At 67.5% G+C, this 14,067-nt stretch carries 12 protein-coding genes and 1 pseudogene; 7 read left to right on the top strand and 6 right to left on the bottom strand.

What is annotated here, in order from left to right; translation table 11 throughout:
• Positions 1-136: 136 nt before the first annotated feature.
• Both L810_RS32795 and L810_RS47680 read right to left on the bottom strand, forming a co-directional pair.
• A complete protein-coding gene (locus L810_RS32795; protein WP_257009012.1) occupies positions 137-1,084 on the bottom strand; it encodes a hypothetical protein in 948 nt (315 codons plus the stop codon).
• Between the two features lie 46 nt (positions 1,085-1,130).
• Positions 1,131-1,463, bottom strand: coding sequence for a hypothetical protein (locus L810_RS47680; RefSeq protein WP_155836425.1), 333 nt, complete (start codon positions 1,461-1,463; stop codon positions 1,131-1,133).
• Between the two features lie 334 nt (positions 1,464-1,797).
• Here L810_RS47680 and L810_RS32785 point away from each other — a divergent pair, with 334 nt between their 5' ends.
• Positions 1,798-2,664, top strand: a complete 867-nt coding sequence (locus L810_RS32785; RefSeq protein WP_021162517.1) for a hypothetical protein — start codon at positions 1,798-1,800, stop codon at positions 2,662-2,664.
• Positions 2,665-2,720: 56 nt separating this feature from the next.
• Entirely contained in the window at positions 2,721-3,488 is a 768-nt protein-coding gene (locus tag L810_RS44205; RefSeq protein ID WP_021162516.1) for a hypothetical protein, read from the top strand.
• A 343-nt stretch (positions 3,489-3,831) separates the two neighbouring features.
• Here L810_RS44205 and L810_RS32775 read toward each other — a convergent pair whose 3' ends face one another.
• Both L810_RS32775 and L810_RS32770 read right to left on the bottom strand, forming a co-directional pair.
• On the bottom strand, positions 3,832-4,941 hold the full coding sequence (locus tag L810_RS32775) for a DNA alkylation repair protein (protein ID WP_021162515.1): 1,110 nt from the start codon (positions 4,939-4,941) through the stop codon (positions 3,832-3,834).
• Between the two features lie 163 nt (positions 4,942-5,104).
• The gene (locus L810_RS32770; RefSeq protein WP_021162514.1) at positions 5,105-6,079 is read right to left on the bottom strand and encodes a hypothetical protein; all 975 of its coding nucleotides are present in this window, start codon (positions 6,077-6,079) and stop codon (positions 5,105-5,107) included.
• A gap of 224 nt (positions 6,080-6,303) precedes the next feature.
• Here L810_RS32770 and L810_RS49365 point away from each other — a divergent pair, with 224 nt between their 5' ends.
• The 5 genes and pseudogenes from L810_RS49365 to L810_RS32755 all read left to right on the top strand — a co-directional run bounded on the left by L810_RS49365 (position 6,304) and on the right by L810_RS32755 (position 10,267).
• Positions 6,304-6,432, top strand: a complete 129-nt coding sequence (locus L810_RS49365; RefSeq protein WP_021162513.1) for a hypothetical protein — start codon at positions 6,304-6,306, stop codon at positions 6,430-6,432.
• Positions 6,433-6,946: 514 nt separating this feature from the next.
• Positions 6,947-7,099: pseudogene (locus tag L810_RS49825) on the top strand (double zinc ribbon domain-containing protein); the annotation flags it as partial.
• A 126-nt stretch (positions 7,100-7,225) separates the two neighbouring features.
• The gene (locus L810_RS32765; protein ID WP_021162511.1) at positions 7,226-8,326 is read left to right on the top strand and encodes a hypothetical protein; all 1,101 of its coding nucleotides are present in this window, start codon (positions 7,226-7,228) and stop codon (positions 8,324-8,326) included.
• A gap of 19 nt (positions 8,327-8,345) precedes the next feature.
• Positions 8,346-9,029: a hypothetical protein gene (locus L810_RS32760; protein WP_021162510.1), complete on the top strand. Its 684-nt coding sequence runs from the start codon at positions 8,346-8,348 to the stop codon at positions 9,027-9,029.
• Between the two features lie 29 nt (positions 9,030-9,058).
• Positions 9,059-10,267 carry a zinc ribbon domain-containing protein gene (locus tag L810_RS32755; RefSeq protein WP_021162509.1) on the top strand — a complete coding sequence of 403 codons (1,209 nt, stop codon included), beginning with the start codon at positions 9,059-9,061 and terminating at the stop codon, positions 10,265-10,267.
• Between the two features lie 87 nt (positions 10,268-10,354).
• Here L810_RS32755 and L810_RS32750 read toward each other — a convergent pair whose 3' ends face one another.
• Both L810_RS32750 and L810_RS32745 read right to left on the bottom strand, forming a co-directional pair.
• A complete protein-coding gene (locus L810_RS32750; protein WP_051392359.1) occupies positions 10,355-11,518 on the bottom strand; it encodes a TIGR03364 family FAD-dependent oxidoreductase in 1,164 nt (387 codons plus the stop codon).
• 264 nt (positions 11,519-11,782) lie between these two features.
• The coding region (locus L810_RS32745; RefSeq protein WP_042977086.1) for a serine hydrolase at positions 11,783-14,067 on the bottom strand (2,285 nt) is incomplete at its 5' end.

The following is a 14,067-nucleotide window of genomic DNA, read 5'->3' as shown; positions in this document are numbered from 1 at the left end:
GACTACGGGGCGGCATCTTAGCACCGCCGTCAGCACCGCTTCTTCAGGTTGCAGCGCAAGCGTTGCGGGCCGCCGGTACGACCACGCGTTGCGGGGCATCAAACACGTGGCCGCCATGCCCCTGCGCGCGGCAGTCTCAGCAAGGCACCCGGCCGCCGTTCATCATGCACCATCGCTGCGTCTCCTGTTGCGGGGCCGCATACGGCAATCCGGTTCTCGGATCGATGTGATCGTACTGGCCCATCGGGTGTCGAGCCCGCCACGCGGCCTGCTCGGCATACTGCTGTTCGATCGCGGCATGCTCGCGTGCCAGATCCGCCTTCTGCGCATCGTCCAGTTTCTTCGTCATGGCCACGAGCCGTGCGAACTTCGGATCGCGAACATCCTGCAGGGGCGGAAACGGTGGCGTAGGCGGCATGATGAGCACCGGGCCGGTGTATTTCGGAATCGGGAACCGGGACGGCCGGCCGAAGTTCGCCGCCATATCCATCTCCCACATGGCAGCGCCCATTCCGAGCACATGTTCGTAGTCGCGATTGACGACCGCCAGCGTGACCGGCCCCGACGGCGCCGGCAATGGCTGCAGGACAGGCGGAAGCGTCTGTCGCGCGTCGGGATAGATGGTACGGACATACGTGATTGCAGCGACGGAATACTGCTGGAGGACCGCCTCGTACGCGTCCAGTATCTGGGCTCGACCATGGCCGCCAGGATTCTCGAACATCGGCTTGTAGGCCAACACCTTCTGGCTATACAACGCATTCGCATTCCGCTGCTCTGCGGCAAGCTGTTGCTGGGGATCCGCCGGCGCAGACGCAGATAGCGGCGCACACCCCGAGAATACGCTGGCGGCCAGCAATATCCCGACCGTCGCGCCAAGAGCCGTCCGGCATCGACGCGGGCTGCGGGCGATCGCCTGGTTGACCCGGGCGAACAAAACGGGGGGTTTCCTGAATGCGCTTGTCTGCATGGCACGGTATCCGAAAGGCTTGGTCATCTTTGGCCAGGCGCCGATCGCGACTGCAAACGCGATGCGTCGCAGTACAAATTGAATCGGCACGAAGCCCTCATTGGGGTTGAACATCAATCCAGCGCACATCGCACGACGATGCCCCGATCGACGAGCGACTTCAGCAACCCCGTGTATGTCGGACATGCCCGGGAAGCATTGAGTACAAGCACGTCGTCGATTTCCGCACTGTCGTTGCGCACGCATTCGTACTGTCGCGCAGTGGACGGTTGCAGCGAGGCAAACGCACCGCACACATCCACACGTGCACGAATGCAACAATCTCCTCGAATATTCTCGTATTGATATCGATGGCGACCATCATGTCGGCGCCATATCCGCATTCCGAATCCACCTTCGCCGCACAGGCCCGCAGGTCGTATGCGGGCAACCAGGGCAGATGCAATCCGTCGAGGCTCCGGGCGATTTCATCGATACCGGCTTTCAGCGACATGGTGAAATCCTGCCTGTACCGGATTCGGCGTCGCATCCTGCCGGGTAACAGGCGCCTGCCTTTACGGAGCGAGAAGCAAGATATGATGAATGTATACTAGTCGATCTACTTTGACTAGAATCCCGAATGTCGAAGCGGAAGCAGCCGATGCATGCGCAACGGCCTCCGCTTTATTGCCTTTGAATATGTTTTCCGGTCCTGATATTCGGGAAGCGAAAGCGTTTCATAAAAACGTTACCCGGCAACGCATACTCTCTCGCTCTGCCGGCAACAGGCAAACCAAATGCACCATACCTCGTAGCCCGCTTCCACGACCTCTACGAATCTCTCCGCCATGTCGCGTGCCTCCGTTCCGCCTCGTTTCGCCGCATCGTTCGCATCGGGCTGCCTGTATGGCGCCGGGCTGATGCTTGGCCTGACGCTCACCGTGCCGGCCGCCGCACAAACGACCGCATCCGCGCCACGCGTCGTGTCCGAGTTGAAGGACATCCGCATGAAGCCGCTCGCGAATCTGCCCATGGCTGGTAGCGCCATCGATCGCGGAGACTGCTCGCAACTGGTCATCCAGCCGAAATCGGCGGCGGCCAGACTGGTGGCTGCGCAAGGCTGGGCCGTCATGTCGGACATGCCGCTGGGGCCGTACCGCGCGATCAGCTTCGCGGGCCAGATGGAGGCAGCGACCAGCGGCACCTGCAGCATCACGCAAGGCAACGTGGCCGTGTTCGAGAACGGCAGGCTGATCGCGCTGGCCTATGGCAAATCGGCGGAAGATACCGCCATCGGCAGACTGGCCCCGCTCGAGAGCGGCGCCGTGCGCATCTGGGATGGCGACATTGCCCCCTCGCCCGTCGGTGACCTGCACGTCGACCGCGACGGCACGCTGCGCCTGTCCAGGGTGGCCGACGAAGATGCCGTATGCAAAGGGCGCGCGAAGGTGCCCAACGTCTACAACATGCCGATCGACAAGGCCCGCAAGGCACTGATCGCCAACGGGTGGAATCCGGTGCGAGGCGGCGCCAGCGGAGAGCCGCGGCAGTCCGCCCTGGTCAGGCGCGGGATTGTCGAGACCGAGTCCTGCGCGGGCACCGGGCTCGCCTTTTGCGACTTCGGCTACACCGGCCCTGCCGGCAAGCTGACCTTGACCACCGTAGGCGAAGGCGCCCTCCCATCCGTCACGGACTACGACGTCAAGTGCCGCTGATCCCCCATCGCCCGCCGCGCTGCCCGGCCGCGCCCTCCATGCATGCGGAGCGCCTCATGCAACGTCTGCACATGCGAACCTCGGCCAACGTCTTGCGTACGCTGTCCGCTTGCGCGCTGCTGATCGGCCTGAACGCGTGCGAGCGCGCCACGCCGTCCGCCCACCGGATGACGGCACCTGCGTCCGCCGCATCCCGGCCTGACCCCCATGAGCCGGCAATGGCCGCGGATTCGCCGCTGCAAGCGCTGTTGGGCGTGTTCGGCGGCGTGAAGCCGGCGGCCTGGCCAGCGTTCGACAGCGTAGCCGGCGTGCACTGGGACGACGCCAGGCCGCTCGTCAATCCGGACGCGAACGCCCGCGAGGCCACACGCTACCGTGGCGGCAGCCTGCTGCTCGCGGGTTTTGGCGAGGTGGACGTGCCGGACGGCAAGGTCGGCGAGAACGCCGGCGTCAAAAAAGACAACGAAGGCCACGTCGGCGTCGTACTCAACGGCAATGCGACCGCCGTCCTGTCGATCGTGCTGCGGAAGTTCTACCCGAACGACGACACGCAGGACATTCTGCTGCGCCAGTTCGGCAGAGGTGCCGCGGTCAAGCGCATCGCCGGCAGCTGCGCGCGGGACTACGGCACCACCGCACCCAACACGCAAAAGAACGTGTTCTACCGGGTCAGTATCGCCAACGCTGCCGTACCGGTGTTTGCCGAAACCTACGTCGATGAAGATGGCGGCAATCACGACCCCGGGGCCACCACCTTCGTGTTCTACCGCAACAGGCCGGACCAACGTATCGCGGGCATGCGGTGCAAGCGCGCCGACGCCTGAGCCGGCGCGCCTCGACATCGCGCCGCTCGCACACGCCATGCATGACGACACGTGCCTGCGGGATGGAAGAACGTCGCCCGGAAAAATATGGCGAACACGGCCGGTGGCGCTTCGACGCGTTCGAGCGTCGACGCACGCATGTTTCGGTCTACGCCATCGGCGCACGCTCCGACAACGGCGAGCCACTGGCGCCGGATCCGTCAAGGCGGTACTGGTGCAATAGCGCAAGCCGCCTGCCTTTGCGCGGGCGGCGAATTGATCGAGCACGCGCGGGACAGCGCGGCGGGCAGGGCCGGCAAGCGCGAAACGTCGGCCGCCCCATCTCCCGCCCGCCAACCGCCACTCACACGGCGAGTTCGAAAAACGATCGCGCAACGACCTGACCGTTGACGATCAGCTCCACCTCATGCCGGCCCGCATAGTGCCGGCGCGTCGTGAAATCGCGCATCGGACGACTATGCTGCAGCGTGACGCGCTGCCCGGGTTCGAGCGTCAGCCCCTTCAGCTTGAACACCTTCGGCGACGCGTCGCCATTCTGCTTCACATACGCGATACGGTAATCGACGACGAGCCGCTGCGCGGTCTCGGCCGTCGATTGCAGCTCGCACGCGAGCGTAATCGACTCGCCGAGCACCACCTGCGCGGGCGTCACGCCGAACGGGCCGATTTCCAGACGCGGCGCGCTGTCGGCACCCAGGATCGCGAGCGCTCGTGCATTGCCCTGCTTCACGAGCGTGCGGAGCGCATGACGGACGATCCATCGCGTATGCGGATGGTCGGCGCCCCATCGTTCGGCCCGATCGAGCACCCACGCCGGATGCGTCTTCGCCACGTCGTTCAGGTGATTCGCGACCGAGCGGCGCACATAGGCGCTCGAGTCCGAGCGAAGGTTGTCGAGAATCCGCGCGGCCAGCGACGGGTCGGCCTCGATGTCGCGGAGCCGGAACGACCAGGGCAGACGCGGGCGGCTTCCCTCGCTCGCCAGCCGGCGCACGGCATCGTCCGTATCGTGCGACCAGGCTTCCATCGTTGTGAGCGCACGCGCCAGGTCGATGCGCAGGAATTCGCGCACCGCGAATTCCGACGTGCCGAACGGCGTGAAGTATTTCAGCGCGTCCATCGAACGGTCGAACGCGTGACGACCGTACTGCCCGACGTAATCGGGCGCGATGAGCGATACGAAACCCCGGCCCAGTCGAGGCGCCGCCTCCTGCAACAACGCCAGCACGGCATCGTACCCGCCCGGCAGCGGCCGTGCGCCCGTGTCGATCGCAAGACTGGCGCGCCTGACGCGCTCCATCAACGTCAGGCCGTCGAGGCCTTCGAGCGCCGTCGCCAGAAATGCCGGCCGGTCGAAGGCAGGCTCGATCGAATGCAGCGCGTCGGACAGCGCATGGAATTGCCGCTTCCCCAGCGACTCCTTCAACGGGACGGGAACTTGAGTGGTTGTCATGACGTGGAGATTCGACGCGCGTCGCGGATCATCGGGTGCGAAAACGCACAGTATCGCCGAAGCCCCTGCCAGATTCTGTCAGCAGACTTTACCTGTCCGGCTTGCGCCGCTGCGCGTGCAGCCGGCATGCGCGGATCGCGAATCGCGAGCGGGTGCGCGGTATTCATTCATGCGTCGGTTCTCGCCGCGGCTCGGCGGATGAATCGGGGGAATCGTCGCCGGAGAGTCGGTTTCGCAACTGACCGCCAACGAAGGCAATCGCAATCAGCGACAGATAACCGGCGACGAGAAGATGCCGCCAGCTGTCGAGCGCGGCGCGATGCGCGACCAGCGCCGCATCGGGCGCCGGGACGGCAAGACTTTCCGGCACGATCGCGCGCGTCATCTGCACGAAGCCCGCCGCCGACAGCACGGGCAGCAGGACGAGCAAGGCCAGCAGCACGAACCTGGCGCGACGAAAAAACGCGCGCCGGCGCAGATGAAACCACAACCCGAGACTGCCGTGCACCCACCCCGGTGCAAGCAGCGCGATCTGCAGCCCCTGCGTGCCGCTCGTGAGAAGCGACACGATGACCCGCTCGTAGTTGGGTTCGAAGCCGTAGAACGAGGTCGCTACGCGGGTCCCCACAACGTGGCGGATCAACAGCATGGGCAGGCTGAGTCCCGCCCAGAGACGCAGCCATTCGGCGGGCGGCAGCGACCAGTGCCGGCGGCCGTAAATGGTGCGAATCGCCAGCGCGAAATGCAGGCCGGCCGCGCCGTACAGCACGATCGTTCCGGGCAGGCTTTGCCAGAGCCCGATCGCCAGATGCAGCCCGCGCTCGGCGATATCGATGGACCAGATGCCGAGCGCGTGATTGACCATGTGAATCGAAATATAAAGCCACAGCAGGATGCCGGACCCGAGCTGCAGCCTCCGCGCGGTCTTGCGCATCAGATCATGCGCCGACACCGGTCGGCCGTCGTCGGGGTCATGCGTGTGCGGTGCGCGACGCAAGGCACGATCGCTCTTTGGCGGGCGCATGCCGCCCTCCCGCAACCACGACGACCGCTGCGCCCCGCCCACGTTCGAGGCGCCCTCGCGATCGCGCTGCGCCCGGCCCGGCGTGTCGCGGGCCTGCTTCTCCCTGTCGTGCATTGGCGCCTCCTCTCGATGCCTCCAGTGCGTGATCGACATACCGGGAAACCAGCCCGTTTATTCCCGCAATGAACGACATGCAGCGGAAATGCGTCGCGCGGCTTCGGGAATAGGTAGCGTGCTGGCCGGGTATACCGTGTGTGAGCGCACGACGGAACAACGACAGCTGCACGTCGGCACCCGCCACCCCGGAGAGAGAAACGAGCCGGCTCAAGGAGACCATCATGTCCAACGTTCTGTCCCACTGGATTCTGATCGGCTGCGACGCATACGACGAGTATGTGTTTGTGCCGTGGCTCGATAAATCCGTGTATCTGCGCACGGTCACGCTGCGTCGCGTCTGTCTGCTGTGACGGCCGATGCGCATTTTCGAGCGGAATTCTTCCTGCGCCATGATGTCCGTTCCGAAGCCGCCACGCACTCGCTGCCGTGCTTCGCAACTCTGCGTCGACATACTTCGTCACGCGATTGGCGAATGGCAAAACCTCGTAATTTCAGTGTAATATCCGCTGCAGAAGACCATTCGTATTAACAATCCAAATAATGAAAACAGTCCGCCGGATTCAACCTGGCGACTGAAACGGGGAAAGCTTGAACTCGCCATTCAATACCGGAACATCCGGATTCGTCGGGCCGTATGTGCCATACGTGCCGATCCACGTCCGCCGGATCTCTTCTTCTCCATGCCGCCACTTCCCGCGCGGCCGTCCCGAATTCGACTGATATCCCGCGCCGAGCGGCCCGTTCCGCGTCGCGTGCCTTCGTAGCACACGGCCGACACGCCGCCATCCCGCGATTCGGACATGCGTGCGCTCGCTCGCACGGCGTCTTCACGTCGATCGTTCAAAAGAAGAGGATTACTGAATCATGACTGCGTGTACCCACTGCGGGACCGGTCTGCCCGTCGGGCTCAAGTTCTGCAAGCAATGCGGAACACCGGTGGCGGCCACTCGGAACGAAGCGGCCGGCGCACCCTGCCGAAGCTGCCATGCCGTTCTGACGCCAGGCCAGCGTTTCTGCAACAAGTGCGGGACGCCCGTCGCATCCGCGAATGACAATGGCGCAATCGAAACCGACGCGCCCGCTCCACCGGCCGAGTCCGCACCGCAACCCGCATACGCGGCCGCGGAATCGACTCACGCGCCTGTGCACGACATCGGCGCCGAATCGCCGGCGGCGAACACCGCCTCGAACGATATCCCGCACGTCGCGAACATCGCCGATGCGGAATCGGGTCGCGCGAGCGCACCGCTGCCATCGCATGGCGTCGCGGCAACCGTCACGCCCAACGCAGCGGCAGACCATCGCGGCGATACGGCCGCTGCGTCGCAGGTCTCGCCCGTCGCCACCGATGGGCAGCCCGGGCCTGCGGGCGCATCGGCAAGCACCGAAGCGGCGCTCGCCGCCGACGACACGATCGCCGTCGAAACGGTTGCCGAATCTCGCGACGTACCGGACACCGATACCGCGGCGGTGCCGGATACAGAACCCATGCGTCCGGCATCCGGCGTGATGCCCCGGCCGATCGCACAGCCCGCGCCGGCGAACGACGATACGTCGGCAAGACTCAAGATCATTGCGGCGGGCGTCGCGGTCGCCGTCACCTGCGCGGGCGGCGCATTCTGGTGGCACGGCCGCCAGGCGAGCGCCCCCGCAACACCCGAGCCGGTCGCCGCATCCACGGTGCCGGCCGTTCCCGCCAACGCCGCGTCGGACATCACCGCAGCGGGTACCGTCATCGCCAGCGCGGTCGTTGCGACGACGCCGGCCGACACACCGGCGTCCGCGCCGATCGATACGGCCACCGCCGCCGCAGTCACGGCCTCGCCCGCGTCGGGCCCGGCCGTCGTCACGAATGTCGCGACGCCTTCGGTGCCCGCGACACCGCCCGCATCGAACCCGCCCACGGCATCGGCGAACGCGCAACAGACGTCGCCGTTCGCGAAACTGCAGGACGACGCCCCCGTACCGGCCGCACCCGCCGCCGTTGCGGAAGCATCGCGCAACAAGCCGCGCCCTGCACCGCCCATGCGCGCGGCCACGGCCGCCAACCCCACATCGCCCGCCGTCGACGGCCTGCTGAAACGCGCGCAGGGCGACCTGTCGCGCGGCCAGTACGACAAGGCCATCGCGACAGCCGAAAGCGTCCTTGCGATCGAGCCCGGCAACCGTCCGGCGAAGACGCTCATCGGCAAGGCAAAGGCACGGCAGATGGATGCACTGCGCAACAACAGCACACTTGAATGAAGCGCCGGAGAAGACCGACATGACAATCCAGAAAACCCTCGCCGCGGCCTGCGCGGTCACCTTGCTCGCCAGCGGCTGCGCCACCCAGAACGGCGCCGGCGGGATCTCGTCCGAATCCGTGCTGCGCTGTACCGCACTCGGCGCCGGCGGCGCGATCGTCGGTGCGCTGATCGGCGGTACCAAGGGCGCGATCGGCGGCGCGGTGGCCGGGCTCGCCGCGTGCGCCGTGATCGAAGTGGCGACACGGCAGACGAAGACGGCAGCCGAAGTCGATCGCGATTACCGCGCAAGCAACCGCAACAACCTGCCGCCCTACGCGAAGATCGACGCGTACAACACGGTCGTGACGCCGCGCTCCGCCGTCAAGGCCGGCGAGCCGATCAGGCTGGCCTCGCAGATTCGCGCGGTGTCCGGCACGAACGAGCCCGTCCAGGAGATCAAGGAAGTCGTGACCGTCTATGCACCGTCGGGAGAACAGTTCAAGCGCGGCGAGAAGGTCGTCAACGCGACACCGGGCAGCGGCGAATTCGACAACAGCTTCACGCTGAAACTGCCTTCGGGCGCACCGCAAGGCACGTATACGCTGAAAAGCCAGGTCTACCTGAACGGCAAGCCGGGCTCGGTCCGGCAGTCGAGCATCCAGCTCGCGCAGGTCGACGGCGTCACCGTCGTCGCGCTGCTCGACGCCCCCGCCGCACACTGACCCGACCGCACCTGCAAGGAGATTCAACGATGTCAACGCTCGATCACGCCCCCGTGTCGGGGAAGTTCGGACTACTGCGTGCCGCCGAGGCCGTCACGAACTGGCGCGCACTCACGATGTGCGCTGTCGCGCTCGTCGCCAGCATGCTGATGGGCATGCTCACGATCCAGGTACTCGGTCACAGCCCCGTGCTCGGCCTGCTGTTCGTCATCGCGACCTGCGCGATCTCGCTGATCGGTTATTCCGCGGTCGGTATCGTGCTGATGCGCGATGCGCAGGGTGAATCGGTCGGATTCGTCGACGCGCTGCTGCAGGCGACGTTCACCGTCCACCGCCTGATCGGGGTCGGCGTGCTGCTCGCCGTCGGCTGGGTGCTGTTCCTGCTCGCGCTGCTGATCGTGTTCCTGGTCTGCAAGATCCCGGGCCTCGGCCCGCTGCTCTATGCGATCGCGTATCCGCTCGCGGCGATCGTCGCGGGCGCGATCTTCGCCGGCATGTGGTACGTCGGTTATCCGCTGGCCGCGCCCGCCATCTGGCAAGGCAACTCGACGCTGCAGACCGCCGCGCGCCTGCTGCAGATCGGCCGCCGCCAGCTGCTCGGCGTGATCGTCAGGATGTTCGGGCTGCTGCTGCTCGTCGGCGTCCTGTCCGCGGTCGTACTCGGCATTCTCGGCACGGGCGCCGCGATCGCCTCGTCGATCTCGGCGGCCACCGGCACCAGCCCGCTGGGCGGCCTGATGAGCACGCTCGGCGGCCTGGGCGGATTCGGCCGCCATGCCGGCGCGTACGGCCTCGGCGCGGATGCGGCGGAAGGCGGGCTCGGCGGTCTGGGCGGATTCGACTACCGCAGCATGGCCTATCTGGGCGCGTACGGCTTCGGCAACGGCCTGCTGGTCGCGATCGGCCTCGTGATCCCGTTCCTGACGTTCGTCAACGGCACGTGCCTCATCTATCTGCAGACGGTCAGCGGTGTCGATTTCTCCGCGACCGAAGAGAAACTGAGCCAGCACGTCGCGGACGCGAAACGCCACGCCGAACAGGCACGCGAGCGCGCCGCCGATCACGTCGCGAAAGCACGCGCGTCACACGCCGCCGGTGCGGCCGGCACGGCTTCGCTGCCGGCGTCGGATACGGCCTCGCCCGCCACGGACGAGGCCACGGCGTGTGCGCAGTGTCACAAGCCGATGGCCGCCGACGACCTGTTCTGCGGCGAATGCGGCGCACGCCGTCACGCGTGACGGCTGCATGACCGCGCCGGTGCCTGCTGTCGATCGGCGGGCGCCGGCCGGTTCAGCCGCGCGAGCCTCCCCGGCTCGTCCATGCCGTCACCACGCGGCAAACACGTCCTGCGCGATCCCGAAGCCCGTGCTCATCCCGGCGCCGCTCGTCACGACCACGACACGCGTGCCGTCGTCCGGCGCTTCGATCACGCAATCGGCATCGGACGCCGACGGATAGCTGCCGGTCCAGCGCTCGACCACATCGAGTTCCGTCACATCGAGGGTCTCGTGCAGCAGGCGCAGGATCTGCGCATCGATCTCCTGCGTTGCGAACGGCAGCGGTGCGGCGCCGTATTCATGCGAATCGCCCACCACGAGACTGCCGTCGGCGCTCTGCACCACGATCAGGTGGATGCCGTACCCGACGCACACGGGCTCCTCCGCGTTCAGGCGCGCACGCAACGCGCCGGCGGCGGGCAGCGCCGCGAAACCCGCGTAACGCAGCAGGCTCAGGTCGCTCATCACCGCGGCGCGCAGCGCCAGCGGGCGGCGCGGCCGCACGCGCAGCATCTGCAACTGGCACAGGCGGACCTCGTGTCGCGCGAACCAGTCGCCGTACAGGTGACGGCTGTCCGCATTGCCGCAGACGATCACGCGCTCCGCATGCAGCATGCCGCGCGACGTGCGTACCGTCGGCGTGCGCACCTCGTGCACCATCTCGCCGTAGCGGAACCGCACGCCGAAGCGCTCGGCCAGCCACGACGCCAGCAACCCGATCGCGGTACGCGGCTCGATGCGCAGTTCATGCGGGCTGTGCAGGACGCCATGCGCGCCGTCCAGCCGCAGCTCCGGCGCCACGGCCGCCGCTTCGCCGGGCGTCATGACCCGGCAGCCGTCGGCCATGCCGGTCTGCATGAACGCATCGATCAGGTGCATCGCCTCGGGGCGACGCGCAATCAGGTGCAGGCCCTGGTGAAGCACGTCGATGCCGGCTTGCGGCGCCACGTCCGCCCAGACCTCGCGGCTCGCCCGCGCACGCCGCCAGCTGTGCCCGGCGCGCTGCCCGGTGACCGTGACGAAACCGAAATTGCGGATCGACGCGCCCACACATGCGGCGTCGCGTTCGACCACGCAGACGCGCAGCCCCTCGAGCGCCGCCGTATAGGCATGGGCGAGGCCGACGATGCCCGCGCCGACGACGATCACGTCGTAAGCATCCGCCGCTGCGATGGCGTTCACGATGGCACGCTCCTTCTGTTGAAATGTCATGCACCGCCCGTTCGGAGCGTGCGTATCGGTTGCCGTGCGCCGCGTTCCTCGGGTAGATCCACGGGACCGGCGCGCGATTCCGCACTATCGCGACGCGAGATGACATCCGCGTGAAAAGCCACAAAACGGCATATTTTGGCAAATTTTGCCATTGCACGACACCGTGGAGAATCGCATCGATCCGTTGGTGCGCGGCATTCGCACATGCCGTAGCCGGCGCGTGGTGCAACGTGACCGGCGCGGCAGGACAGCGCGACGCCGAGGTCAGTACAGCAGAAACGCCGCACGCTCGCGCGCGAACGCTTCATTCCGTGCGTCGACCACCCGTTCGATCTCGCCGAGCGGCCGCCCCGCATCCAGCATGTCTGCCACTTCGCGCGAGCCGATCGACGCACGGATCGCATCGATCCGGAATTGCACCGGATAGCGCCGACGCAACGCCAGCGCGAGCGCCAACCCGATTTCACCCGGCCGCGTCGCGCCGGGCAGCCGCTGGATGCGCACGCCTTCGCACAACCTGCCGCGGTACGGCCCCTCCGCCGGTACGAACCGGACCGGCGTGAACGTCGCACCGAGCCCCGTCGCGCGAAGATCGCCGGCGAGCACGCGCCCGTCGATCCACGGCGCGCCGACCACGCCGAACGGCGTCGCGGTTCCGCGCCCCACGCTGAGTGCCGCCCCTTCGATGAGCCCCGTCTCCGGATAGAGCGACACGGCGGCGCCATCCCGCAAATTCGGCGACGGGGGCACCCAGCCGAGCCCGGTGTCGTCGAAACGCATCGCGCGCGCATAGTTCGCCATCGGCACCACGGTGAGCGCCGCGCCGATATGCAGGCGCGCATTGAACAGCCGCGCGAGTTCGCCGAGCGTCATGCCGGGCTGCAGCGGCAACGGGTAATACCCGGTGAACGTCGCCGGTTCCGCATCGGCCACGGGGCCGCCGACCACGTCGGCGCCCAGCGGGTCGGGGCGGTCGAGCACGAGCACCGGGCGGTGCGCGGCGGCCGCTGCCTCCAGCGCGTAGCCGAGCGTGGCCAGATACGTGAAGAAGCGCACGCCTGCATCCTGCAGGTCGATCACCAGCACGTCGACGTCGGCGAGCCACTCGGGCGCGATCCTGCGCCGATCGCCGTAGAGGCTGTGAACGGTCACGCCGGTCGCGGCGTCGGTCGTGTCGCCGAACGTTTCGTCGACGTCCGTGCCGAGCCCGTGCTCGGGCGCGAACAGCGCGACGAGCCGCCCGCCCGGCACCCGCGCGAGCAGGTCGGCCGAACGCCGGCCGAACCGGTCGAAGCCGCTCCTGTTGGTCAGGAGTGCGATACGCTTGCCCGCCACGGCGGCGAAACCGCTTGCCGCGAGCACGTCGATGCCGGCCAGCACCGGCCCGCGCGAAACCGGCAACCGGCCGGCCTGCGCGACGGCCGCGGCCATCGTCGGCACGCGTGTCGCGATCTGCAGTGACGTCACCGGCGCGGCCGCGCTCGATACGAGGCCGACCACGAGCGCGCGCAGCGGCATCGCGGTGCCGGTTTCGTCGGGATACAGCCGGCTCGTCAGCACGATCGCGAAACGGCGCGTCACGGGATCGATCCACAGCGCCGTGCCCGTATAGCCCAGATGCTCCAGCGCACCGGCCGGCGGCAACCGGTAGCGGTTCGCCACGAGCGGCGGCCCGACCCGCCAGCCGGGCGTATGCCAGTCGCCTTCGGCGTCGAGCGTGGCCGGCGTCTCGAGCACGGCGACACTGCCATCGCCGAGCACGCGTGTCTCGCCGAGCGTCCCGCCGTTCAGCAGCATGCGCGCGAAACGCGCCAGATCGTCGGCACTCGAGAACAACCCCGCATTGCCCGCGACACCGCCCATCGCCGCCGCGACGGGATCGTGCACGCGCCCCCTGAGCAACCGCCCGTCGCGAACGAGCGTCGGCGCGACGCGTGCCCGTATCGCCGTGCCCGGCCTGAAGGTGGTATCGGCCATGCCGAGCGGCGCGAAAACGTGATCCGCACACCATGTGTCGAGCGGCTGCCCCGACACGCGCGCGACGATCTCGCCGAGCGCCACGTAGTTGACGTCGCTGTAGCGCACACGGGTGCCGGGCGGCTCCGCGGGCGTCATCGCGACGACGTCGGCCAGCACGGCCGCACGGCTGCGCAACGCGCGCGACGACGACACGCCGGCCGGCAGGCCCGACACGTGCGCGAGCAACTGGCGGATCGTGATCGTGTCCTTGCCGTGCGCCGCGAATGCGGGCCAGTAGCGCGCGGCCGGTGCGTCGAGGCCCAGCAGGCCGCGCTCCGCGAGCTGGAAGATCGCGACTGCCGTCGCCACGGGCTTGGTCAGCGATGCGAGATCGAAGACGGTATCGGCCGTCATCGCCTCCGCGTGCTCACCCGTCACCCGCAAGCCGCGCGCCACGCGTACCTGCACGCCGTCCGCGTCGCCGGTCACGACGACCGCGCCGGCAAGATGGCCGTCGGCGATTTCGGCCGCGATCGCCGCATCGATCGCGGCGGCCTGGCGTTGCGGCGCCGTGGCCGTGGCCGTGGCCG

It is taken from the genome of Burkholderia sp. AU4i, from assembly GCF_000466765.1.
In the GTDB taxonomy this organism is placed as follows: domain Bacteria; phylum Pseudomonadota; class Gammaproteobacteria; order Burkholderiales; family Burkholderiaceae; genus Burkholderia; species Burkholderia cepacia.
This window is presented reverse-complemented; position numbering and strand designations above follow the sequence as displayed.